The 23,865-nt window shown below is 38.5% G+C and carries 20 protein-coding genes; 2 read left to right on the forward strand and 18 right to left on the reverse strand.

Features of this window, described 5'->3' with window-relative positions:
• Nucleotides 1-182: 182 nt before the first annotated feature.
• The 8 genes from QUF99_RS24350 to QUF99_RS24385 all read right to left on the reverse strand — a co-directional run bounded on the left by QUF99_RS24350 (nt 183) and on the right by QUF99_RS24385 (nt 10,303).
• Nucleotides 183-1,304 carry a nicotinate phosphoribosyltransferase gene (locus tag QUF99_RS24350; protein WP_289373524.1) on the reverse strand — a complete coding sequence of 374 codons (1,122 nt, stop codon included), beginning with the start codon at nt 1,302-1,304 and terminating at the stop codon, nt 183-185.
• Between the two features lie 61 nt (nt 1,305-1,365).
• The gene (locus QUF99_RS24355; protein WP_289373525.1) at nt 1,366-5,148 is read right to left on the reverse strand and encodes a DNA translocase FtsK; all 3,783 of its coding nucleotides are present in this window, start codon (nt 5,146-5,148) and stop codon (nt 1,366-1,368) included.
• 174 nt (nt 5,149-5,322) lie between these two features.
• Nucleotides 5,323-6,222: an N-acetylmuramoyl-L-alanine amidase gene (locus tag QUF99_RS24360; RefSeq protein WP_289373527.1), complete on the reverse strand. Its 900-nt coding sequence runs from the start codon at nt 6,220-6,222 to the stop codon at nt 5,323-5,325.
• Nucleotides 6,223-6,449: 227 nt separating this feature from the next.
• A complete protein-coding gene (gene ytpR, locus QUF99_RS24365; RefSeq protein ID WP_289373529.1) occupies nt 6,450-7,064 on the reverse strand; it encodes a YtpR family tRNA-binding protein in 615 nt (204 codons plus the stop codon).
• The gene (locus QUF99_RS24370; protein WP_289373531.1) at nt 7,061-7,873 is read right to left on the reverse strand and encodes a DUF1444 domain-containing protein; all 813 of its coding nucleotides are present in this window, start codon (nt 7,871-7,873) and stop codon (nt 7,061-7,063) included. Before QUF99_RS24370 ends, ytpR begins: the two co-directional genes overlap by 4 nt.
• A gap of 81 nt (nt 7,874-7,954) precedes the next feature.
• Nucleotides 7,955-8,269, reverse strand: coding sequence for a thioredoxin family protein (locus tag QUF99_RS24375; protein ID WP_289373532.1), 315 nt, complete (start codon nt 8,267-8,269; stop codon nt 7,955-7,957).
• Nucleotides 8,270-8,351: 82 nt separating this feature from the next.
• Nucleotides 8,352-8,861 (reverse strand): DUF84 family protein, encoded by a 510-nt coding sequence (locus QUF99_RS24380; protein WP_289373534.1) that lies wholly within the window; start codon nt 8,859-8,861, stop codon nt 8,352-8,354.
• A 368-nt stretch (nt 8,862-9,229) separates the two neighbouring features.
• A complete protein-coding gene (locus tag QUF99_RS24385) occupies nt 9,230-10,303 on the reverse strand; it encodes a M42 family metallopeptidase (protein WP_289373536.1) in 1,074 nt (357 codons plus the stop codon).
• A gap of 142 nt (nt 10,304-10,445) precedes the next feature.
• Between QUF99_RS24385 and QUF99_RS24390 the strand changes: the two genes are divergently transcribed.
• Nucleotides 10,446-10,757: a PepSY domain-containing protein gene (locus tag QUF99_RS24390; RefSeq protein WP_289373538.1), complete on the forward strand. Its 312-nt coding sequence runs from the start codon at nt 10,446-10,448 to the stop codon at nt 10,755-10,757.
• Nucleotides 10,758-10,967: 210 nt separating this feature from the next.
• Here QUF99_RS24390 and QUF99_RS24395 read toward each other — a convergent pair whose 3' ends face one another.
• The 7 genes from QUF99_RS24395 to trmB form a co-directional block, all read right to left on the reverse strand.
• A complete protein-coding gene (locus QUF99_RS24395) occupies nt 10,968-12,119 on the reverse strand; it encodes a thiolase family protein (protein ID WP_289373539.1) in 1,152 nt (383 codons plus the stop codon).
• Entirely contained in the window at nt 12,116-12,988 is an 873-nt protein-coding gene (locus tag QUF99_RS24400; protein WP_289373541.1) for a 3-hydroxyacyl-CoA dehydrogenase family protein, read from the reverse strand. Before QUF99_RS24400 ends, QUF99_RS24395 begins: the two co-directional genes overlap by 4 nt.
• Nucleotides 12,989-13,301: 313 nt before the next feature.
• A complete protein-coding gene (locus QUF99_RS24405) occupies nt 13,302-14,417 on the reverse strand; it encodes a CaiB/BaiF CoA transferase family protein (protein ID WP_483298642.1) in 1,116 nt (371 codons plus the stop codon).
• Nucleotides 14,417-15,562 carry an acyl-CoA dehydrogenase family protein gene (locus QUF99_RS24410; protein WP_289373544.1) on the reverse strand — a complete coding sequence of 382 codons (1,146 nt, stop codon included), beginning with the start codon at nt 15,560-15,562 and terminating at the stop codon, nt 14,417-14,419. The genes QUF99_RS24405 and QUF99_RS24410 overlap by 1 nt, the downstream gene beginning before the upstream one ends.
• Nucleotides 15,559-17,130, reverse strand: coding sequence for a fatty acid--CoA ligase (locus tag QUF99_RS24415; RefSeq protein ID WP_289373546.1), 1,572 nt, complete (start codon nt 17,128-17,130; stop codon nt 15,559-15,561). The genes QUF99_RS24410 and QUF99_RS24415 overlap by 4 nt, the downstream gene beginning before the upstream one ends.
• 324 nt (nt 17,131-17,454) lie before the next feature.
• Nucleotides 17,455-18,318, reverse strand: a complete 864-nt coding sequence (locus tag QUF99_RS24420) for a YtnP family quorum-quenching lactonase (protein ID WP_289373548.1) — start codon at nt 18,316-18,318, stop codon at nt 17,455-17,457.
• 80 nt (nt 18,319-18,398) lie between these two features.
• Nucleotides 18,399-19,052 carry a tRNA (guanosine(46)-N7)-methyltransferase TrmB gene (gene trmB / locus QUF99_RS24425; protein WP_289373550.1) on the reverse strand — a complete coding sequence of 218 codons (654 nt, stop codon included), beginning with the start codon at nt 19,050-19,052 and terminating at the stop codon, nt 18,399-18,401.
• 449 nt (nt 19,053-19,501) lie between these two features.
• Between trmB and QUF99_RS24430 the strand changes: the two genes are divergently transcribed.
• A complete protein-coding gene (locus tag QUF99_RS24430) occupies nt 19,502-19,780 on the forward strand; it encodes a YtzH-like family protein (RefSeq protein WP_289373551.1) in 279 nt (92 codons plus the stop codon).
• Nucleotides 19,781-19,782: 2 nt separating this feature from the next.
• Here QUF99_RS24430 and QUF99_RS24435 read toward each other — a convergent pair whose 3' ends face one another.
• The 3 genes from QUF99_RS24435 to thpR all read right to left on the reverse strand — a co-directional run bounded on the left by QUF99_RS24435 (nt 19,783) and on the right by thpR (nt 23,845).
• Entirely contained in the window at nt 19,783-20,580 is a 798-nt protein-coding gene (locus QUF99_RS24435; protein WP_289373552.1) for a phosphotransferase family protein, read from the reverse strand.
• Between the two features lie 426 nt (nt 20,581-21,006).
• On the reverse strand, nt 21,007-23,148 hold the full coding sequence (gene pulA / locus QUF99_RS24440; RefSeq protein ID WP_289373553.1) for a type I pullulanase: 2,142 nt from the start codon (nt 23,146-23,148) through the stop codon (nt 21,007-21,009).
• Between the two features lie 142 nt (nt 23,149-23,290).
• On the reverse strand, nt 23,291-23,845 hold the full coding sequence (thpR, locus tag QUF99_RS24445; protein WP_289373555.1) for an RNA 2',3'-cyclic phosphodiesterase: 555 nt from the start codon (nt 23,843-23,845) through the stop codon (nt 23,291-23,293).
• Between the last annotated feature and the right edge of the window lie 20 nt (nt 23,846-23,865).

Here is a 23,865-nt window from a genome sequence, read left to right on the forward strand (position 1 = left end):
AACGGTCTATCTATAAGACAGTATATGAATCTTTTCTTATTTTGGTAATCAACTTACATTTTTAATCAAACATGTACGTACTTCTTATACGTCCATAACAAACCTATTATAGCAAAAAACAATCCGTTATACTATGATAACAGAAAAACTGATAGGGTCAATTCCCTATCAGTTTTTCCTTTTTATTCTACATTCTCATTTTTCTGTAATTGAACGCGTTCTAAACGTGGATTTGGACGATACTTACGGCCAGCTTTCGCTTCTGGTTTCCCATTTAACTCCACATTATCGCCAGTAAAACCAATATTCATTTTTAATAAGCTGCTTCCTACTCCATATATATCTACAGGAACATTTTGCGCTTCAAAATCACGAATACGTTTTTCATCAAATCCGCCACTTACAACAATATTCACATGCTGGTATCCTTCTTCATCAAGCGCCTTGCGAAGTGCAAAAATTAATGATGGGTTTACACCGCGTGGATCAAATGTTCCAAGCACTTCTGGATGACGAATAAAGTGTTGGTCTATCATTGTACGGGACGTATCGACACGCACACCCTTTAATTCCGATCCAAATTCGCGTGCAACTCGAAGCGCGTCCGTAATGACATCATTGTTATAATCAATGAGTACAACTAAATCATCTTCTGGGAACTTTTCATAGTATGCTTTTGCAGCTTCTACAACGTCCCCATTAAACATTTGAATTAGTGCGTGAGGCATTGTCCCCATTCCACTTCTGCCCCACCATTCATTCATCGCATGCGTTGCTTGTGCACTCATACCACCAATATAAGCCGCATAGCCATCGCCAGCTTGCTGTGTATAATGATCATCACGGTCACCCATGAAAATAACTGGTTTTTCTTTTTCCCCGCTACGTGCTGCTTGTACAACATTATATACATTCGTTGCAACAGATGTACGACGACCTAAAATCCCATCAATTACACCTTCTAAAAATCCGAAATATTCATACGGTCCTTGAATTGTTAAAACCGTTTCAAACGGATTGACTTTATCGCCATCCTTTAAAGAGTGAATTTCCAACTCTTCCGGATGCTCCGCAAATGTTTGTAAGAGTGCTAATACTTCATCTGTTCCACAAAGTACTGCATGCTCTTTCTGGAAAAATTGCATCGTCACAAAGCTGTTTGGGCGAAATTCTTGAATAATATCACGAGTTTTTAAAAAGTAAACGGCAGAAAACCAGCCTTCTCCCACTCGTTCATCAAATTTAAATGTTTTATTTGTTAGTCGATTGATTTCACCTTGTAATTTTAATTCTATTTCTTTCATGTCGTTTTACTCCCTACCTTACTATCCAACATTTTCTCTTAGTATACAGCAAAACCTTTCCTTATACATTCGTATCCTGCATAGCAGCAAATTCATCTTCTGTAATAAGGACATCCCTCGGTTTTGTTCCGCGTGCTTCTGAAATAATCCCTTGCGCTTCCATCTCTTCAATAAGACGTGCCGCACGATTATAGCCGATGCGGAATCTTCTCTGCACAGAAGATGTGGACGCTCCCCCTTGGTCTACAACAAATTGACAAGCATCAAAAAACAGTTCATCTTCCGCTTCATGTTGTTCTGTTTTTGCCAACAAATCGTCTTGCTTAAATAAATAGTTTGGTTTCATTTGGCTTTTCACATGAGCGACCGATCTTTCAATTTCTTCATCTGAAACGTATACCCCTTGCACACGAACTGGTTTTGACGTACCGTTTCCTAAAAATAGCATATCACCACGGCCAAGTAATTTTTCGGCTCCACCAATATCAATGATCGTACGTGAGTCTACTTGCGATGATACCGTAAATGCAATACGAGTTGGAATGTTTGACTTAATTAAGCCTGTAATAACATCCACAGAAGGACGCTGCGTTGCAACTACTAAATGAATTCCACAAGCACGTGCTTTTTGAGCGATGCGGCAGATTGCTTCTTCTACATCACCAGGAGCGACCATCATTAAATCTGCTAACTCATCAATGACAATCACAATATACGGTAGTGTCTCACCTGGAATCTCCTGTTCACTCATAATCGTGTTATAACGAGTTAAATCACGTGCACCTGCATGTGCAAATAATTCATAGCGACGTTCCATTTCCTCTACAGCCCATTTTAACGCTGCTGTTGCTGCCTTCACATCAGTAATAACCGGTGCAACGAGATGTGGTATAGAGTTATATGGTGCCAGTTCAACCATTTTCGGATCAATAAGCATCAACTTCACTTCATGCGGTTTCGCCTTATATAAAATGCTCGTTAATATCGCGTTAATACATACACTTTTTCCTGATCCAGTCGCACCAGCAATCAATCCGTGCGGCATCTTACGAAGATCCGTTACGATTGGTGCTCCAGAAATATCAAGTCCAAGCGCAACTGTGAGCGGTGATTCACTCTTTGTAAACACAGGACTTCTCAAAATTTCTCGTAGAAATACTGGTTTACTTTCTTTATTTGGCACTTCAATTCCGACTGCACTCTTCCCTGGAATTGGTGCTTCAATTCGGATGTCTCGCGCCGCTAAATTTAATTTAATATCATCACTTAAGTTTGTAATCTTATTTACTTTCACGCCAGGTTCCGGTTGCACTTCAAAACGAGTTACAGCGGGTCCTTGTGTTACATTTATAACATTAGCCCCCACATGAAAATTATTAAATGTTGTATTTAATAATTCCTTTTGTTCTTCTAACCATTCCGTATTATTCGTTGTCGACTGACTTGGAATTGTCAAAAGTGTTAACGATGGGAATTCATATTTTGGCGGCGTTTGTAAAACATTACGTATATCATGATGCTCTTGTTTTTTTACAACGTACTCTTTTTCTTGCCCTTGTGTAGCTTGTATTTCTGCTACTTCTTGTTGTACTGGCTGCTCTTTCGCAAACGTTTCTACTACCACTTGTTGTACTGGCTGCTCTTTCACAAACGTTTCTACTACCACTTGCTGTACTGGCTGCTCTTTCACAAACGTTTCCGCTTCCACTTGTTGTACTGGTTGCTCTTTCACAAACGTTTCTGCTTCCACTTGTTGTACTGGTTGCTCTTTCACAAACGTTTCTGCTTCCACTTGTTGTACTGGTTGCTCTTTCACATATGTTTGCTCAGCAAAAGTATTGGATTCCTGCTTCACAATTTGTTGCGTAGGAGCTTGTGATACTTTCATTCCTGCTACATTTTTCTCTATGAGTTTACGTTTATCTTGTTTTAACATCACAACATTAAATGGTACATGACGCTTTTTCTCACGCTTCGGTTCTTCTATTTGCTTCACAGACTGCTCCAAAACAACTTCTTGTTTCTCTTCTGCTTCTTCTATTAATACATCTGCAAAATTTTGAACAGCTTCTTTTGTTTGTTCATCTGCTACGGCAGACGGTTGTAACACATTTCTTTCTGTTTCAGAAACGATTGTCCCTTGTGCAGAAATCACCGCTTGTTCTGTGATAATTGTGCCTTCTAAAGACTCTTGCTCTGTTGATTCTTCCCTTGCTTGAACAGGCATCTCTTCTTCCGGTTCTTCGGCTGTTTCAACAGACGCTTCTTCCTCAGATTCTTCTACTGTTTCAACAGGCTCTTCTTCCTCGGATTCTTCTATCGCTTCAATAGATGCTTCTTCCTCGGATTCTTCTACTATTTCAACTAGCTCTTCTTCCTCGGATTCTTCGGCTGTTTCAACGGACGCTTCTTCCCCAGATTCTTCTACTATTTCAACTAGCTCTTCTTCCTCGGATTCTTCTATTGCTTCAACAGGTGCTTCTTCCTCGGATTCTTCTACTGTTTCAACTAGCTCTTCTTCCTCGGATTCTTCTACTGTTTCAACTAGCTCTTCTTCCTCGGATTCTTCTACTGTTTCAACTAGCTCTTCTTCCTCGGATTCTTCGGCTGTTTCAACGGACGCTTCTTCCCCAGATTCTTCTACTATTTCAACTAGCTCTTCTTCCTCGGATTCTTCTATTGCTTCAACAGGTGCTTCTTCCTCGGATTCTTCTACTGTTTCAACTAGCTCTTCTTCCTCGGATTCTTCTACTGTTTCAACTAGCTCTTCTTCCTCGGATTCTTCTACTGTTTCAACAGGCTCTTCTTCCTCGGATTCTTCTACTGTTTCAACTAGCTCTTCTTTGGATTCTTCTTTTATTTCTTTCTTACACTCATTTTCTTCTGTTAATACTGTATTCATACTTTCTACAGTAAGATCTATTACTTCATCTTGTAAAGATTCTTCCTCTACTTCGTCACCATGTTGTGATAACGCCACTACATCTGATTCATGCTCAACTGAATGTATGATTCCAACAGTATGCTCTTTTTTTCCTACCTCTGTGCTTTCGTGCTCTCCAATTTGTTTTTCAGCTGAGGTTGCACGAGGTTGAGCAAATGCATCCACATCTTCCTGTTCTTCTGATGGAGTAAGTGAAAGATCGGAAACATAACCGTTTTTCTCCAGCCATTCATCAACAACTGATTTCTCTTCTGTTGAGCTCTTTTGTTGTTGCGCAGCATCATGTTCTGGCATATCCTCTTGTTGCTGCTTCTCAGCAGATTGATTAGGTACTGCTGATACATCAGACAGAGAATATCCTTTTTTCTCCAACCAAGCATCAACGACTGCTTTTCCTTCTACGCATATTTCAAGATCTTCCGTTTCTTTTTCTTCCACCTGAACCTCCTGATTTTCTACCGATGGACGATTATATCCAAAGATAGGCGAAATCATTTCTGTTGGACGAAACGGTCTTCGGCTACTCTCTTGCACTGGTATAGAAGTCTTCTTCACGACATGTTCAACTACCGGCTCTATGACTGTATCGACTTGTTCTACTTCTACATGTCGGTGCCTACGTCTCTCCCTATTCGGTGTTGGTCGTTGTACAAATTGCTGCTGAAAATGCAACGTTTCTTCTACATTCTCCTCATCAAATCCCTCATCAGGTATTAATGGGAAACGGCATTTTACACCTGCATTTCGACTAGACATTTGCGCTTCTCTTGCTTCAGTGTAGTGGTTTACACGAGGAATTCTTGGCTTACCTTCAGTTTGTATCGGTGTTTCTTTATTAACCACTGTTTTTTCTTCCTGTTGTTCCTCTTTGTTAAACAGCTTTTTCATCCAATCTAACATGCTTACCACTCTTTCTACTAAATAGTAACACCCTTTATTGTATCAGCATTCGGCAAAAAGTGCAGGTAAAATTACGCTCCTGCATTTTATCCTATGATATTCGAATTTTCTAGCCGAATTGTTCATAAGTGCTACAGTAAAAAAACAGCAGTCTCAAATAGATGGGACTGCTGTTTAGCTCTTACTTTTCTGATATTCTTCTACGCTATCTGCTACATTTTGTAGTAAAGGATCTAAATAGTTCCGATCTGATAGTTTCTGATCTTCTTCAGAATTGGACATAAACCCAAGCTCAAGTAAAACACCCGGGACTTTTGACCAATTGAATCCTGACAGGTCATCACGGAACTTGATCCCATTTACTTGTACTTGTTTGTTTTCTTTCATTCTGTTGATGATAAACTGAGAAACTTGTAAACTTTCTTCGTAAATCCCTTTTGTATATTCACTTCCTTCTGCGGGAGTCAAAACAGCAAAACCTTTTTGCGCTGGACTTTCAGAGCCATCTGCATGAAGACGCAAAAACAAATTAGCTTGCTGTTCATTAGCAAATGTTGCTCGCTCTCTATTGCTCATGTTTACATCTTGTGTTGTCCTTGTCATTCGCACATCGAACCCTTTCGCCTCTAACATTTCTTTCAATATAAAAGCGGCTTCTAACACAAGCTCGGATTCTCTCTTTTTCGTAACAACACCCGTCGTTCCATCGGTCACTTTATACTTTTGTTTTGTTGCACCTGGACCAATTGGTTCTAGATTTAAGTTTGCTTTTTGCTGATGACCTGGATCGATAACAACAATAAACTTTGGTTGTTCTTGCTTTATGGCAGGGGCTTTCTCAGTTTTTTCTGCTTGCTCTTCCTTTTGTTGTGCTGAAGGATCTGTCTCCACACTTTTCTCTTCATTTTGTTGTAAAGAAGGTGCTTCTTGTGTTTGTTCTACTTCCTTTTTAGTTTCTTCTTGTACAGAAGAAACTTCTTTTGTTTTCGAGATATCTTTTGTCGGTTCCTTAGAGCACGCTACCACGTATACCCCGAGTAATACAATCGTAAACATACCCTTTATATATTTCATTGTGCATCTCCTATCCGCTTTACACACTCGTTATAAAGTGAAACTGCCATCAGTGTAAGATGAAGCTACCCACTGATGGCAGTTTCACTTTATATTTTTCTAAATTTTAACTAATCTGTTTTTGAAATACAATCTAAATTTTAAAAATAATCATTACAATACAAACATATTTTTGCGAAAAAAAAATGGTCTCATTATTATAATGAGACCATTTTTAATGTATGAGATTAAAATGTAAATTCTTGTCCAATTTCATAGCCATCTTCTAACACAAGAATTCCTTTTTCTTGCGGAGCATCTGGAAGCTCTAATTCACGTGCAGAGCAAATCATTCCAGCGGATGGAATACCGCGAAGCTCAGCTGGCTTAATTAGCATACCACTTGGCATTACAGCACCGATTTTTGCGACAACAACTTTTTGTCCCGCATCAACGTTTGGTGCGCCACATACGATTTGTAATGTATCTGTACCGATTTCTACTTTACAAATGTTTAATTTATCAGCATTTGGATGCTTTTCTTTTTCAGCTACATAACCAACAACAAATTTTGGTGAAAGGTCTGCTTCTACTTTTTCTTCAAAGCCGTTCTTTGCTAAAATCTCATTGATTTTTTCAACAAGCTCTTTTGTTAAAGTAATGTTTCCAGATTCCTTTACTTCTACATAAGAAGACGCATTAAAGAGGTTAAATCCTCCTGTTACGTTGCTTTCACGATCATAAACGCGAGCAACATCTCCTTTGCGGTCAAATGTACGATTTTCTAATGTAATATCTTGCAAGGCAACAATTAATGTATCGCCAATTCCTTCAAGGTTGTAAAAAACGTTCACTTCGTTCATCCTTTCTCTTTTCCATTTGTCTGCTTCCGATTTTTCGCTAAAATAAAGATTGGCTCAAAGTCCCCATCTTCATATACGAATGAAAGTGATGTAATCGGAACATGACCTTCTGCAAAAAACTTCATTGTCATTTGTGCAATAATATCATAACCGATTTCGTTCACGATATCAGCAACAATTAATACATCTTGGTGCGGAACAGCCACAACCATGTCGCCAGAAATCTTCTCACGCATCGTTTGTAATAGCGATTCATTTAAAATCCGGCTTGCATCATAGCCATCATTTGTATTTAGGAAATAGAATGTATTGTCAGCTACTTCATCCTGTTTAAACGTATAGCTTAATGAACGAACATTAAACAATGCCATCTCACGTACTTGCTGCTCGGTAAGTCCTAGTTTTTGTAATAAACGTTCATCGATGAGTCGATATGTTTTATTCGAGTCTAATGCATAATAAATGCGCGTTTCCGCTGTATGGTCGGTCATGAGGAATGGATTTCCTTCTTCCGCTTGCTTTGGGAAAGAAGTAGAGCGAATAACCGGTAAAATTTTTGCTGCACTACTTTCTTCTTTATGCATAGCAAGCAGTGCTTCTTCTACGTAATACGCAACCTCTTCAATCGCCGTTTCCTTTTTCACTTCCCATTTCGCCACAACTCCTGGGAGCGAAACGTTAATTCCTTTTTTCGTATCTTTTTGTTCAATACGAAGTGTATCTTTTTCGCTATCATAATGAAATTCCCATTCTGGACGAGCCAATCTAGTCATTAACTCTTCTTTCATCTTTTTGCTTGTCATTTTCATTTCGTTTGCCTCCCTTCCAAAAAAAGAACCTCCCCCGCGAAGGTAGAGGTTGTTTCTTACAATTCAATTGGCGATATCGCCTTATCTTAACCCTTCAATAAACTCTTCAATTTGTTCTTGTGTTTTGCGATCTTTGTTTACATAGCGTCCAGTTTCTTCCCCTTTATTGTACGCTACAAAGCTAGGAATGCCAAATACATCTAATTTGATACATAAGTCAATGAACTCATCACGATCTACATAGTAAAATGAGAAATCGCTATATTTCTCTTCTACTTCCCGCATAAATGGGTCGATAAAACGGCAATCTGGGCACCATTCTGCTGAGAACATAAAAATGACTTTCTCTTCATTTTTTAACTCTTGAAATTGCTCCATACTTTCTAATGATTTCATCTATATTTCCTCCTCTAACGAAGTGTATCTTTTCATGTTTAATCTTCTTTTATACTACCATACATCACGCACTGTGCAAGATTTATGCTTGTTTTTCATCATACTTATATTGTCCAACTAACAGCTTTACAACGTGTACAAATAATTGTGTCCGATCAACATAATGATCAGTAAAAATTCCGATCGCACCTTCATGGCTACGAATATCTTTCCGCTTTACAAATGCCTCCATCACTTCACTCAGCTCTTTTCCCCTCTCAAGAGGAACAAGAAAATCATCAGGCAACTTAATTCTCGCACCGCCCGCAACAAACACTTTTCCCGCGCTTGTCGCTAAAGCACCCCAATTGCACATAAACAAACCGTGCTCTGTTTTCATTACACCGCCTTCTAGTCCTATACCGATGTCAGCTTGTTCTTCTTTTAGCGCTTGCTTCGCTCTATTGATTGCCCCTTGCATCGTTTCTTCATCAGAAAACGGCTGTGCTGCTACTCCTGAAGGAACAGAAACAGAAGTAATATTCGCCTCTTTCCATACTTCCTGTACGGCTCCTACTTTTGTTTGATTTTTCGATCCGACTGCTACTTTCATATTGTTCACCTCTATATAAATCAGTGCTACAAAGAACCAAAGATAATTGACACTCTTATTCTTTCTTTATTTTTAACTCTGTATGAAGTAAAAAAGGAACCGTCCGCCTTAAAAGAATGCTTTTTTATCAGTTCCTCACCATATATCCTTTTTGATTTCCCAACATATCAATTGCGGCTACGAAAACAAAAGAAGACCCCCACTCGTTTTCTCCTTTTGGTTTCACATGGCATGGGGCTAAAAAAGGCACTGACCGCCTCTATGCATGGTCAGATGCTCTCTCCCACCTAAAAAAGAAAGGTTTTATGTCGGTTTTGTAATTTGTATTTATATATACGAAAAGAAAAGGCCGAAGACGGCCCTTTCTTTTAAGCGTTGTTTTTAATTGTTTCCAATGTTGTTTTATCTGTTGCTTTTACAAGTTTCGTAATCAATTCTTTTGCCGCCGCATAATCATCAACATGTAAGATAGAAGCATGTGTATGAATGTAACGAGCACAAACACCAATTACTGCTGATGGAATACCAGAGTTACTTGTATGTACACGACCAGCATCTGTACCACCTTGTGAAATGAAGTATTGGTATGGAATATTATGTGTTTCTGCTGTATCTAAAATAAATTCACGCATTCCTCTATGTGTTACCATTGTACGGTCATAAATACGAAGTAATGCCCCTTTTCCTAACTGACCGAACTGTGTTGTATCACCAGATGCATCATTTGCAGGACTTGCATCAAGAGCGTAGAAAATATCAGGTTGAATCATATTCGCAGCTGTTTGTGCTCCACGAAGCCCAACTTCCTCTTGAACAGTTGCACCAGAGTATAACGTGTTTGGCAATGTTTCATCTTTTAATTCTTTTAACAATTCAATCGCAAGGCCGCAACCGTAACGGTTGTCCCAAGCTTTCGCCATAATTTTTTTTTCGTTTGCCATTGGCGTAAATGGACAAATTGGAACGATTTGCTGTCCTGGCTTTACACCAATTTCAAGTGCTTGCTCATAGCTATCTGCACCTATATCAATTAACATATTTTTTATATCCATCGGTTTGGCACGCTGCGCGTCACTTAATAAATGGGGTGGGATAGAACCAACAACCCCAACGATCGGACCATTCTTCGTCATAATTTGCACACGCTGCGCAAGCAATACTTGACTCCACCAGCCGCCTAGCGTTTGAAAACGAATCATCCCGTTTTTCGTAATTTGCGTGACCATAAAGCCAACTTCATCCATATGACCAGCTACAAGAACGCGCGGGCCGTTTTCATCCCCTTTTTTCAAACCGAACACACTACCTAATCCGTCTTGTACAATTTCATCTGCATATTTACTTAACTCTTGTTTCATAAAGTGGCGTACATCATGTTCGAATCCTGAAGTACCTTGTAATTCTGTTAATGTACGAAATAACTCTAATGTCTCTTTATTCACGAAGTTCCCTTCCTTCAAACCTTAGTAGAATGCTTCTTTTATTGTAACGAAATTTTCGAAATGTTTCTAGTTTCTTCTTTTTTCATTTGAATTGCATTATACTTATTATTGACATACTATTTCATAGAATTGAGGTGAATATATGAACTGGAAGGGTTTACTAGCTGGTCTTGGAGTAGGATTTGCAGCTGGTTATCTTGTTGCAAACAAAGTTCAAGAACAATCCCATATTTCTTCAGAAAAAGCATTAAAAATGGTGAAACAAGCATTAAGTCATAAAGGTGAAGTTACTGGCTCTTGGGTACATATGGTTCCAGAGACATTTGAAAAATACGATGTCGCATACGAAGTATATCGTGGCGGTCTCACAACAATGATGAACGACATACAAGAACGATTTGAATTTTTAGTAGATGCAAAAACAGGTACTGTTTTAGAAGTAAAAGCTGCTTGAAAGAACTCGAAAAATCCGAAAACATAAAGTGAACCTTTGATTAGTGGGGGATTCTTCATCCCCCACTAATCATTAGCCCTAACCAATCGGGCTTTTACGGACAGTAATAATCCCCCTAACTGCTTTGCTTCTTACAGAGCTTTGAGATGAGGGTATTACTGTCCGCCAATAGCGGGATAGCAGCGTGCAGATGAATTTCCGCACGCCTTTTCACATTCTTTCAATTATCATCGCTGTTGACATCCCATGTCCGATGCAAATTGTCAGTAGGCCGTACCTTCCCTTCCGCCTCTCCAATTCATGAAGAAGAGAAGTCATTAATTTTGCACCAGTTGCCCCAAGTGGATGACCTAATGCAATCGCACCACCGTTAACATTCACCTTTTGTAAATCTGCTTCCATTTCCTTTTGCCATGCTAAAACAACCGATGCAAATGCTTCATTGATTTCTACAACATCCATATCATGAATTGTTAAATTTGATTTTTGTAACACCTTTTTCGTCGCAGGGATAACGCCATCAAGCATTATCGTCGGATCAGAACCAACAACCACTTGATTAATAATACGAGCACGCGCTTTACAACCTAGCTCTTTAGCTTTTTCACTATCCATCAGCAAGATTGCTGCAGCACCATCACTAATTTGACTTGCATTTCCTGCTGTAATCGCTCCATTTTCTTTAAATACTGTTCTTAAATTGGCTAGCGCTTCGTAAGAAGTATCCCTTCTCGGACCTTCATCATTTTCAACTAATATTTCATTACCTTCTTTATCTACACCGCGCAGTGGTACAATCTCTCGCTGAAAGTGTCTAGATTCAATAGCTTGAAGTGCTCGTCTATGACTTTCTAGCGCGTAAGTATCTAACTGTTCACGGGTAATACCATATTTTTCAGCAATCATCTCAGCAGATACACCTTGATGCACAAATTGATACTTTTCATGAAGACTATTTGGGATTGTCTGTTCATTTCCATCACTTAAAATAGGAACTTTTGTCATATGTTCAACACCAGCCGCGATCGTAATATCCATATCCCCTGATTTAATTTCTTGCGCGGCAAAGTGAATAGCTTGTTGCCCAGAACCACAAAGCCGATTAATCGTTACCGCTGGAACTGTAATAGGAAAACCCGCTTCAAGTGCCGAAAGTCTCCCGATATTAAAACCTTGCTCGTTAATTGGCGTTACACACCCCATAACAATATCTTCTACGAGCTCTTTCTCAATATTCCCCCGTTTTGTTACTTCACCCAGTGCAACTGCTGCAAGTTGCACTGGGTGAAGTAAACGAAACGCCCCATTTCTTTTACCAACTGGCGTACGTACAGCCTCAACAATGACAACGTCCCGCTTCATATTTTCTCGCCTACTTTCCCTTTTTGATAATCATAAAAACCCTTACCAGTTTTTCTGCCAAGCTGTCCTGCTTCTACAAGTTTCACAAGTGTTTGCGGTGCTCTAAATCTATCACCAAATGCTTCCATTAGTCCTTCGCTCGCAAATAGCATCGTATCTAAACCTACATAATCTGCTAATTCAAATGGTCCCATTGGATAGTTCAAGCCAAGCCTAATCGCCTTATCAATATCCTCTTTACTTGCGATTCCTTCTTCATACATACGCATGCACTCTAACATATGAATAGCAATTGCCCGTGACGTCACAAATCCCTGCATATCTTTCACAACAACCGTTTCTTTCCCGCTTTCTTCTGACACTGTTCTTACTGCTTGTATCGTACTTTCTGCCGTAACCACTCCTCGTACAATCTCAACGAGCTTCATAACAGGAGCGGGATTAAACCAATGCATCCCCACTACTTTCTCTGGACGATTTGTTACACTTGCAATCGCAGTTACACTTAATTCAGACGTATTCGTTGCTAGAATAGTAGATTGCGATGTATACAAATCTAGCTTTTGAAAAATCTCCTTCTTTAACTGTAATTTTTCTGGTACCGCTTCAATAACAAGCTCTACATTTTGACAAGCTTCTTCCAGTATAACTGTAGAAGTAATATGAGTTAGAATGCTATTTTTATCTTCCTCTGTCATACGCCCTGCGTTCACGAACCGACTCAAGCTTGTCGTAATAGCTCCATACGCTTTTTGTAAACTTTCTTCTGATACGTCATACATTTTCACATATTTACCGCCCATTGCTAACGCTTGGACAATCCCACTCCCCATAATCCCTACACCAATTACTGCGATATTTTGAATCATTATTTTCCTCCTATAATTATTTTCTATATAAATCCATTTTGATTTTTCGACATATAAGCCGTGGCTATAGATAACAAGAGGTGACCTGCACTCGTTTTCTCTCTTTGTTTTCACTATGTCTGGGCAGGAAAAAGGATCTGACCCTGACCACTTCTATGCATGGCCGGATACTCTCTCCCACCTAAAAAGAAGGGCTTTATGTCGGTTTTTTAATTTGTATTTATATATTTACTCCTTTAGAATTCATTTCAAAAACGAATCATTTTTTCGAAATATTCTTACACATTAGTGAACAATGGATCTCTCTAATTATTCATACACGAACTCGCCCAATCACATCTAATTGTTCCAACCTCTCAATCTCTAACTTTGATAATCCAAGTTTTTGCAACACTTCTTCTGTATGCTCACCAAGCTTTGGCGGATTCGTAAATGTGTGACTCGTATGTGTAAATACATATCCTTTCTCGTTTACTAGATGTCTTGTAAATGGTGACGACGATAATTCATTTGTCTCCAAAATAGGCGCCAAACAACAATCCACTTCTATCGCAAATTTCGTCCAATACGCCAATGGCTTACTAGCAAAGATTACTTTCATTTGCTCATAAATGATTTGACCATCTTGAGCTAGTTCATATTGCTTATCGCTCCATTCTACTCTTCCTACCGCTTCACAAAAGGAATGCCAAAATTTATGTTCAACTGCTCCAAACGCAACAAACCTTTCATCACTCGTTTCATAGATGGAATAACATATAATCTTACCGCTAAGTAAATCTAACCCATGACGTTTGTTATACATTTTTTCAAGCATAATATGATTGTTCATTAACATCATTAAGCTATCTGCAAGGGAAATATCGAGATAACTCCCTTCCCCAGTTCGCTCTCTTTGAAACAATGCTGCCATAATTTTTTCTGACGTCATCATTCCGCCTACCTCATCTCCAAGGGTAATTTTGGGATGAACCGGGATGCCTTCTTGATCTTTCAACTGCGCTAATACGCCACTTACTGCCATAAAATTTATATCGTGGCTTGCAAGGTTCGAATGTTCTTTCTTTTGTCCATATCCAGTTAATGAAGCATAAATGACACTTTTATTTATCCGTTTAACTTCTTGGTATCCAAGGCCAAGACGGTTCATTACGTTAGGCCGGAAGCTTTCTATTAAAACGTCAGCTTTTTGAAGAAGTTTTTTCACTACCGCTACTCCTTCTGGATGCTTTACGTTTATTGCAATACTTTTCTTATTACGATTATTTGCATAAAAAAACGCCTGATTATCTGACTCCAACCCTCTTGCTAAATCACCATAAAGCGGTTCTACTTTGATTACTTCTGCACCTAAATCAGCAAGGCGCAGCGCGGCATACGGACCTGGTAAGTAATGAGAAAAATCAACAACTGTTATTCCTTTCAGCATCATAAGCCCATACTTTTCGCAATAATATTTTTCATAATCTCATTCGTTCCAGCATAAATCGTGCTTACTGGAATATCACGATAACGTCGCGCAATCTCATATTCTTCCATATATCCATATCCGCCGTGCAGCTGTACGCACTCTGCTGATACTTTTTTTGCAAGATCTGTTAACCACCACTTCGCCATCGATACTTTTGTCACGATGTTCTCACCATTCATATGAGCAGCAATACAGTCATCTACAAATGTTCTACCAATTTCAATTTCTGTATACATCTCTGCTAATCGAAACTGTACCGTTTGAAAATCACTTATATTTTTTCCGAATGCTTTTCGCTCTTGTACATAGTTTTTCGTTACATGTAGCATCACTTCTGCCGCTGTTTTAGCAGCAACTGCAACGATGAGACGTTCTTGCTGCAACTTTTCCATGAGATAATAAAAGCCTTTCCCTTCTTCTCCTAACAAATTCAAAGCAGGAACTTTTACATCTTCAAAAATAAGTTCTGCTGTATCTTGACTATGTAAGCCGATTTTTTTAAGTTTTTTCCCTCTCTTAAATCCTTCCATTCCTCTTTCTAAAACGAGTAAACTCATGCCCTGATGAGCTGGCTTGACACTTGTATCTGTCTTACAAACAACAACGATTAAATCCGCATGAATACCATTTGTAATAAATGTTTTTTCACCATTCACGACATAATAATCGCCTTCTTTTTTTGCAGTTGTTCCAATACTCGCCAAATCAGAACCTGTTCCTGGCTCCGTCATCGCAATTGCAGTTATATATTCGCCGCTTACGCATTTTGGTAACCAACGCTGCTTTTGTTCTTCTGTTCCATACTGCGTGAAGTATGGAACAACAATGTCATTATGCAAACCAATTCCAATTAAACTTGATCCAACCTTTTCAAGTTCCTCGTTAATGACAACCGAATATCCAAAATCAGTACCCGCTCCACCATACTGCTCATCTACCATTGGACAAAGAAAGCCTTTATTCCCCATACTTGTCCATAAAGAACGAGGAATCATTCCTTCTTTTTCCCATTCGTTATAGTATGGATATGCTTCTTTTTCTAAAAATTTATGAAAGGCATCACGAAAAATGTGATGCTCTTCCTGTAAATACTTATGTCTCATCGTATTCTCCCCTTAGCCTTCGCTTCTGCCCCTTGGCTGCGTAAAATAAATTTTTGAATTTTACCGCTCGCATTTCTTGGCAGTTGTTCAACAAATACATAGCGGCGCGGACGTTTATAATCAGCAAGCTTGTCACTTGTTTTGCAATACTCATCTAACATCTCTTCGGTAAGAGACTGATCTTTTGAAACAATGTATGCAAGGACACGTTCTCCCCAAATCTCATCTTTTTCTCCAAGCACCGCAACATCTAGAATGCTTTCATGTGTATACAAAAAGTCCTCGACCTCACGTGGATAAATGTTTTCTCCGCCACTAACGACCATATCATCAACACGGTCTGCAATGTACAAATAACCATCTGTATCTACATAACCTAAATCTCCTGAATGGTACCATCCTTTATATAATGCTTTTGCTGTCGCCTCTTCATCGTTGTAATACCCTTCCATCAAACAGGAACCTCGCATAATAATTTCTCCGATTTCATACGGTCGTAATATATCATTTGGTTCAGATAGCCCTTCTTCATTTGGACGAACAATACGAATTTCATGATTATAGGCAGCCTTTCCTGCAGAACCTACTTTAGAAAGCTGCTCATTCTCTCGTAAAAAAGTAACTGCCGGTCCCATTTCTGTCATACCATAAGCTTGTACTAATGAAACATTCAATTTTTCATCACAAGCTTTTACAAGTGCCGGTGCCATTGAAGCTGCCCCATATAAACCGTACCTGAGAGAAGATAAATCATACTGTACTAAATCTTCCTGCAACATCATATTCCACATTGTAGGTGCCGCAAACATAACAGTAACTTTCTCTTTTTCAATCGTTTCAAGCACATTCTTCGCATCAAAATGGTGCAGAATAATATTCGCTCCGCCGCTATGTACCCTTGGAACGAAGCAACAATGTAGCTCAGCACAATGAAACATCGGCGCTGTTACAAGACCACGACTATTTTCGGTATAATGTAAATATGCGATCCCTATTAAACTTTGATCAATAATTTCTCGATGACGGTGGAGTACTCCCTTCGGATAACCAGTTGTTCCACTTGTATACATAATGGAACAAATATCATCTTCTTTTACTTCTACTGTTTTAAATTTCGGTAATGCATTGGATAATTTTTCTTCATAAGAAATAGAAAACGGTGGATGATTTTGGTCAATGTACCAGAACTGAATATGAGGAAATTGTTTATGAATACTTTGTACTTGAGAGGATAATTGCTGTTCAAAAAGTACGATTTTTGGCGAAGCATCTTCTAATATATAAATGAGTTCTTGTGGTTTTAGCCTAAAATTAATTGGGTTAAATATGGCTCCAATTTTTGCACAAGCGAAACATGTAGTTGCTAGTTCACTACTATTAAAAAGAAATGTCGAGACGCGGTCACCTTTTTGTATACCACTTTTTTGAAGTGCATGAGCTAGCTTGTCCACCTGTTCATTCCATTCTGTATACGTCCAGCGAATCTTTTTTTTCGGTTCAACAATCGCTTCTTTATCTGGATAATTTCCAGTAGTCAATTCAAGCAGCTTTCCAATCGTCATATACAATATGTTTCCCCCTTTCAAATAAAATGCTTACACTGTAAAACGCATAATAATGTAGTAACTCAGGGATATTATAACAATTTTCAGAATATTTTAAAGATGATTCTTTCGACAAATAGTTACAATTACGTAGTTGGCAGTTGAAAGAGAACATAAAGTGAAACTTTAATCAGTAGGGGGGTTCTTCACCCCCCCTACTGATTATTAGCCCTCACGAATCGGGCTTTTACGAGCAGTTTATTCACCACCTAACTTCTTTGCTTCTTGCAGAACTTTGAGGTGGGGATATTACTGCACGCGAATAGCGGGATAAAAAATATAAAAGTCTTACACTTCACTTGATACATCTACTTCTTTTCGCTCTACCTTCTCTACCATAGTTCCTTCCTCATTCCACTTCACAGCCCGGTAATAAGCATCATGGTAAAATGTAAACCATGCCTTTTGCTCCGTGCCATACTTTATCCATTTTTGCTTATGTTCAATTGATGTCATTGGATAATCATCGTACGCCATAACCCACAGTACATTTTGATGGGCATGCGTTGGTAAAAGATCCGCTAAATGTAGCAACGTTTCTTCCTTACTTTGAACCACAATAACCGCATGTCCATCGCTGTGCCCACCTGTATGTACCATTCTTACTTCATCCGTCACATGAATTTCCTCTGGGAAAGTAACGACTTGCTGCACAATCGGCTCCCAATTTTCCTTCCAATATGTATTCCGTGAGCGAATATTAGGATTTCTCATTTCATCCCATTCCGTTTGTGACACATATATTTTTGCATTTGGAAATGTTGGAACAAGCTTATCATCTTCCCATTTCGTTAAGCCTGATGCATGATCAAAATGAAGATGCGTCATTAACACATAATCAATATCTTCATTTTTCAAGCCAAGCTCGCTAAGTGACTGTTCAACCGATGATTCTTCTGTCACTCCTTGATTTCGCTTCATCTTCTCATTCATTTTATTGTTTCCTATGCCTGAATCAATCAGCATATTTCCATCTTTCGTTTGTAAAAGCAATGGATCTGTTCGTAAACAAATATGATTTGTATCATTATGTTTATATTTACGTGACCAAAGCACTTTCGGCACAACGCCAAACATCGCTCCTCCATCTAAATGCGTATTTCCTCCATGTAGCCATGTCACTTGTATTTCTCCCACTTGTAAACGTTCCATTTTCCACTCCCCTTTTCTCTTTAATCTTAACATAAAATTCAGAAAAAAAAGTCTTTATACAATGTTAAAAAACCTGTGCATTACTGCACAGGTTCCGTACGATACTTCGCTTCTACGCGATAAATACGATTTCCTTTACTAGAAAACTTCTCTTCGTATTCTGTCATAATGTTACCTTCAAAATCACTCTTATGGAGATCTAAGCTAAGGAATGTTAATAACATGCCATACTCGGCCATGCTCATAAGCGAGTATTCGAATAACGCTTGGTTATCCGTTTTAAAATGAATTTCTCCGCCTTTTACAAGCACTTCTTCGTAATTGCGTAAAAATATTTCAGATGTTAAACGACGTTTTTCATGACGGTTTTTCGGCCATGGATCTGAGAAATTTAAATAAACACGGTCAATTTCACCTTCTGCAAAAAAGACAGTTAAATCTTCAGCGTCTTTATTAATTAACTTTAAATTCGGTACTTCTTCTTCAATCAATTTATCTAGTGCATCTACGATAACACTTGTGAATTTTTCAATCCCAATGTAATTAATATGTGGATTTGCTTTCGCCATTTCATAAACAAAGCGACCACGTCCTGTTCCAACTTCAATATGAATCGGATGGTCATTTTCAAACAACGCTTGCCAATTGCCGCGGTGCTCCTCCGGATTTCCAATTACAAACTGCGAATACTCATTGATTCGATCCATTGCATATGGTTTATGTCTTAAGCGCATAGTTGTCTTCCTCTCTTTATTTAGCTATTGTAGAATGTTCTTCTCCCAAATCGTTTCTTGAATCACTCATATTTTTCAGTAGATTACTTTCTTGTAACTCAGCTTACCGACTGTTTTAATAAAGTGAAACTTTAATCAGTGGGTTTTTCTTCATCCCCCACTGCCTAACTTCTTTGCCTCTTTCAGAACTTTGGGTGGGGGTATTACTGCATGCGAATAGCGGGATAAAAAATGAATATATCAAACAAAAAACCAAGTACGTACGAGCACTCGGTCCGTTTCTTTCAAGTATAAGATGTATCATTTTGATAAAGACTATAAAGAGCATACAACGAAACTTCCATTCGGATACAGAAGTTTTGTTAGCCTATGATTAACTACTTCATGACGAAACAGAACACTTCTCTTACTTGTTCAAGTAGAACAACAATCGAAAGGATGATCCAGTCATGCCGATTAATCAAAAACATCAATTAGAAATTTTAAAAGATATTTTAGTCAATCACCAAAGTGATTGCTGTGGAACAGTTTCTGAATGCGAACAATTAGAACGCCTCATTCAATCATTGCTTGTAAACGATAATGTGAATAGCGATGTGAAAGCAATGCTAAACGATGTATATTATTATAGTCAATCGGGTAAATACTCTCCTGATTTAGACAATCATATTTCCAACAATCAAGAGCAACTTTCACAATGGATTTCTGGAATGGATAGTTTTTCTTAAATTTACTCAGAAGCAAGTAGTTGTTTTAAATATTGATGCCAATATTTAACTTCTACTTGTTGATTTTTTGTCGTATGCCATTGAATAGAAATGATAGACTGTGCCACAACATACCACTTCATACGATAAAGCAGTGAGTCAGTCATTTCAATATCATAATACCCTAGCCATTCGTCCCACTGTTCACGGGGCACATACCAATATAATAGCATACCGATATCAAGGGCAGGATCCGCAATGACTGCCCCATCCCAATCAATTAAAAACAATTCATTTTCATCTGATAATAGCCAATTGTTATGATTTACATCACAATGGCAGACGACAAGCTCATCATATTCCACATTCACAAGGGACTTCTGTAAATACTGAAGTCCTTTATGAATGATTTCGTCTTTTTTTATATCATCTTTTAAAATAAAATGTACTTCTTGCAGCAAATCTTGCGCATGTAACGGCTGCTTACCAAGCCTTTGTATCATCTGCACAAGCGCTTTAGAAGAATGTATTTTTTTTAAAAGCTTCGCAACACGTTCTAGCTTCATGTCCTCTGGCTCTAGTTTCTGTCCTGGAAGCCATTTTTGTGCTGAAATCACATCACCATTTGTTACTCTTCTTGTCCAAAGTAACTTTGGAACAATTCCCTCTGCTGACAATACCGCCAAGAAGGGCGATGTATTCCGCTTTAAAAATAACTTTTGCTGCCCATTCTGCGCAATATAAGCGTCACCTGTCGCCCCACCAGCTGGTATAATTCCCCACTCTTCTCCTAATAATTGTTCCAACCATTCCATATTCATTACCCGTTAACAAATCCTTATCTTTTATAGTTATGAAAAGAAAAACCGCAACATCTTTTGAATCTGTTGTGGATTCATATAAATATTTTTTATTGTAAGAGGATGTTCAAAAAGTCCTGTAAAGATAGCTGCCCTATTTCTTCGTTGCGTCACCAGCCCAGTACTCATGTAACTCCATCTACACTCCGTATCCTCCTAGCTTCCGCGCCTCGAACTACTCGGCTCTCTTTATCCTCCTTTTTGAACACATACCGTAATTGAATGAAAGAAAAAGAAATCTTGGCACATGCCAAAAAAGTAGGACAAACAAAATGCCCAATCTTTTTACTTTATTTTATAAAATCAATGATAGAATGGCAACTTATCAAAATCGTCACCTTTATCAATTCTACATTTATTACATTCTCATCGTCAAGTGGCGATTTGTCACATTATCGCCACTATATACGAACTAATCGGAGCCATTTGCAGCTCATTTCCTTGAAATGCAGAAATCGGCTGTACATTTGCTACTTTATCATCTGCTAATACATACCACATTTCATTTTTTGGTAGAGAAATCGTTTCTGATTGTAATCCGCTATGAAACAAAACGACAATCTCCTTCCAAGGTCCAAATTGCTCGACATGCTGCAGACGGTAAGCAACGATAGAAGAAGGCGTTTGCAAAAAGGTCATATGTTTCTTTATTAAGTCAGAATTTGGTGAACGAAATGCCCCGTGTGCCATGCGAATTGCGATGATTCCTTGTATATAAGCGATCGTTTCCATTTCTCTTTCTTTTCGATCCCAATCTATTTGATTAATCTCGTCAAGCGCATTATAACTGTTTTCATTTCCATTCTTTGAACGGTAAAATTCTTGTCCTGCATGCAAAAACGGAATACCTTGTGCGAGTAACGTCATCACTGTCGCTAAACGATGACGACGTTTTTGTATATGCTCGGCTTCTTGATTACTGCACACCAATTTATCCCACATCGTCATATTGTCATGGCATTCGACATAATTAATCGTTTGAACAGGTTCTATAAATAGCCCTTGTTCTTTTACATGCGAAAGACTTCCTGTTAAAACATATTGCAGATGCTTCGGATCTACACTTCCTCCGAATGCAAATCCACGCTTACTCACATCAAACGTGCTGCCTTTTATCGCATCACGAAATTGATCGTTAAACTGTGCAATTTTCGGAATTTTATTCGCGTTATATAGCACTGCCTTTTCTTCTGCTGGAAGTGGCGTTTGTAAATTCCATCCTTCTCCCAATAACAGCGCATCCTTTTTTTTAGCCGCTACTTTCTTTTGCAGTGCATTCATTGTTTCTACATCTAAAATTCCCATTAAATCAAATCGAAAACCATCTACTCCATATTCAGTAAGCCAATACAAAACAGAATCAATGATAAATTTCCGCACCATTTTTCGTTCGGATGCTAGATCATTCCCGACGCCAGTTCCATTTGAGGGCATACCATTTTCATCGTGCCGAAAATAGTATCCTGGCACGAGTTTTTCAAAGGAAGACGTTTCTCGTTCATATACATGATTGTACACAACATCCAGAATCACCCGAAGTCCATGTTTATGGAACATCTGAATGAGCTGTTTGCACTCTAGAATTCGGTTATAAGGATCGAATGGATCTGTTGCATATACTCCTGTTGGAGCATTGTAATATAATGGGTTATATCCCCAGTTATAAGCTTCAAGTGGGTTTGCTTCGTCCACTCCTGCAAAATGATGCAGTGGTAATATTTGAACGTGCGTGACACCTAATTCTTTTATATATGAAAAAGAAGTTGCCGTTCCCAGCTTTCCCTTCGTATTTTCTTCCGCTAATCCAACATACGTCCCTTTTTGTTTCACACCACTATTTGGATGCATTGTAGCATCGCGAATATGCATTTCATAAAGAATTGCATCCGTTGGAGAAGCAAGTTCAGTTAATGACGTTTGTTCTTCCATACATGTTTTCGTAAGGTCGATCACAATTCCATACGTACCATTCACTGATACAGATTTCGCATATGGATCTACAGCTTCTCGCCATATTAAATTAATACAAACGAGAAACGTGTATTGTGCTCCCTCCCAATCACCATGTAAATCCTGAAACCAAACACCATTCTCTTCCCTTTTCATTTCATGATCTGTATATTCTTTATCATTTTTATAAATTCGTACTTTCGCAAGCGTTGCAGTTGGTGCCCACACTTTAAAAGTCGTTGCTTCATTTCCGTAACAAGCTCCTAAATCCGTACCGTCATAATAATATCTCTCATCGAATGCAGCTGTCCGAATAACCGCTCCGATTTGTAAATCTGTTTCCTCATTCCGCTCATCTCGCACTGTATAAGATTGGCCTACATCAAGCGGATGCTCTATATAACTTTCATACTTTGTTACACCTGAAAGAGAAAGCGTTTTAACAATAGAAAGCTCCCACACATGATTTTCGTCATGTACAAAAAATGTCCGGCTTGTTCCATACGCATGCGGGAGCAAAATTGTAATCTTATTCACTTCATCTAAATAGGCTTCAAATGGACGTTGCACTTTCAGCATAAAAAATCACCATCATTCTCGGAATTAAAGTGAAACTTCATTTAGAAGAAACTTGTTTCTCCTAAAGATGAATTGAACCAATCAGGCTCTAAATACCAAATAACTATTTTCTATAGTATATTCACAATTGTAAGAAACGTTTTTAAGCTTTACATGTATGTAACTTTATTTCATAAATCGGCTTATATTTTGGGGTTTGATTAACCTGCGATTCATACAGTGTAACAGTATCAACTTGAAATAAAGCCGTATCTATTTGTTTCAAACGCTTAAGATCAAATTGATTTTCTCCAATCCACTTACGAGCAACAGTAATATGCGGATGATACGGACGTATTTCTAGGGTAAAACCGTTTCTCTCACACATCGTATGTACTTGCTTTTGTAGTTGAAATAAAGCTGAATTTTCTTTAACACCTGCCCAAAACACACGCGGATGCTCCGCAACCCCAAATGTAGAAAACCCTTGCAATGTAAGGGGAAATGTTTCCGTAGATATGAGTTGTTGTAAGCCCCTTTCTACTCCTGCAAGCTGATCCGCACTTGCACTCCCTAAAAAAGCAAGTGTCATATGATAATCCTCTTGATGTACCCATGAGCGAAAGGGTAACTCACCTTTCATTTCCTCTTTAAAGCTCCCAAGGATCTCTTTTATATGTTGTGGTAAAGTAACCGCCACAAAATAATGTTTCACCATTTCCATCTTCTCCTTTCTGT

Source organism: Bacillus sp. DX4.1, from assembly GCF_030348195.1.
Taxonomy (GTDB): Bacteria; Bacillota; Bacilli; order Bacillales; family Bacillaceae_G; genus Bacillus_A.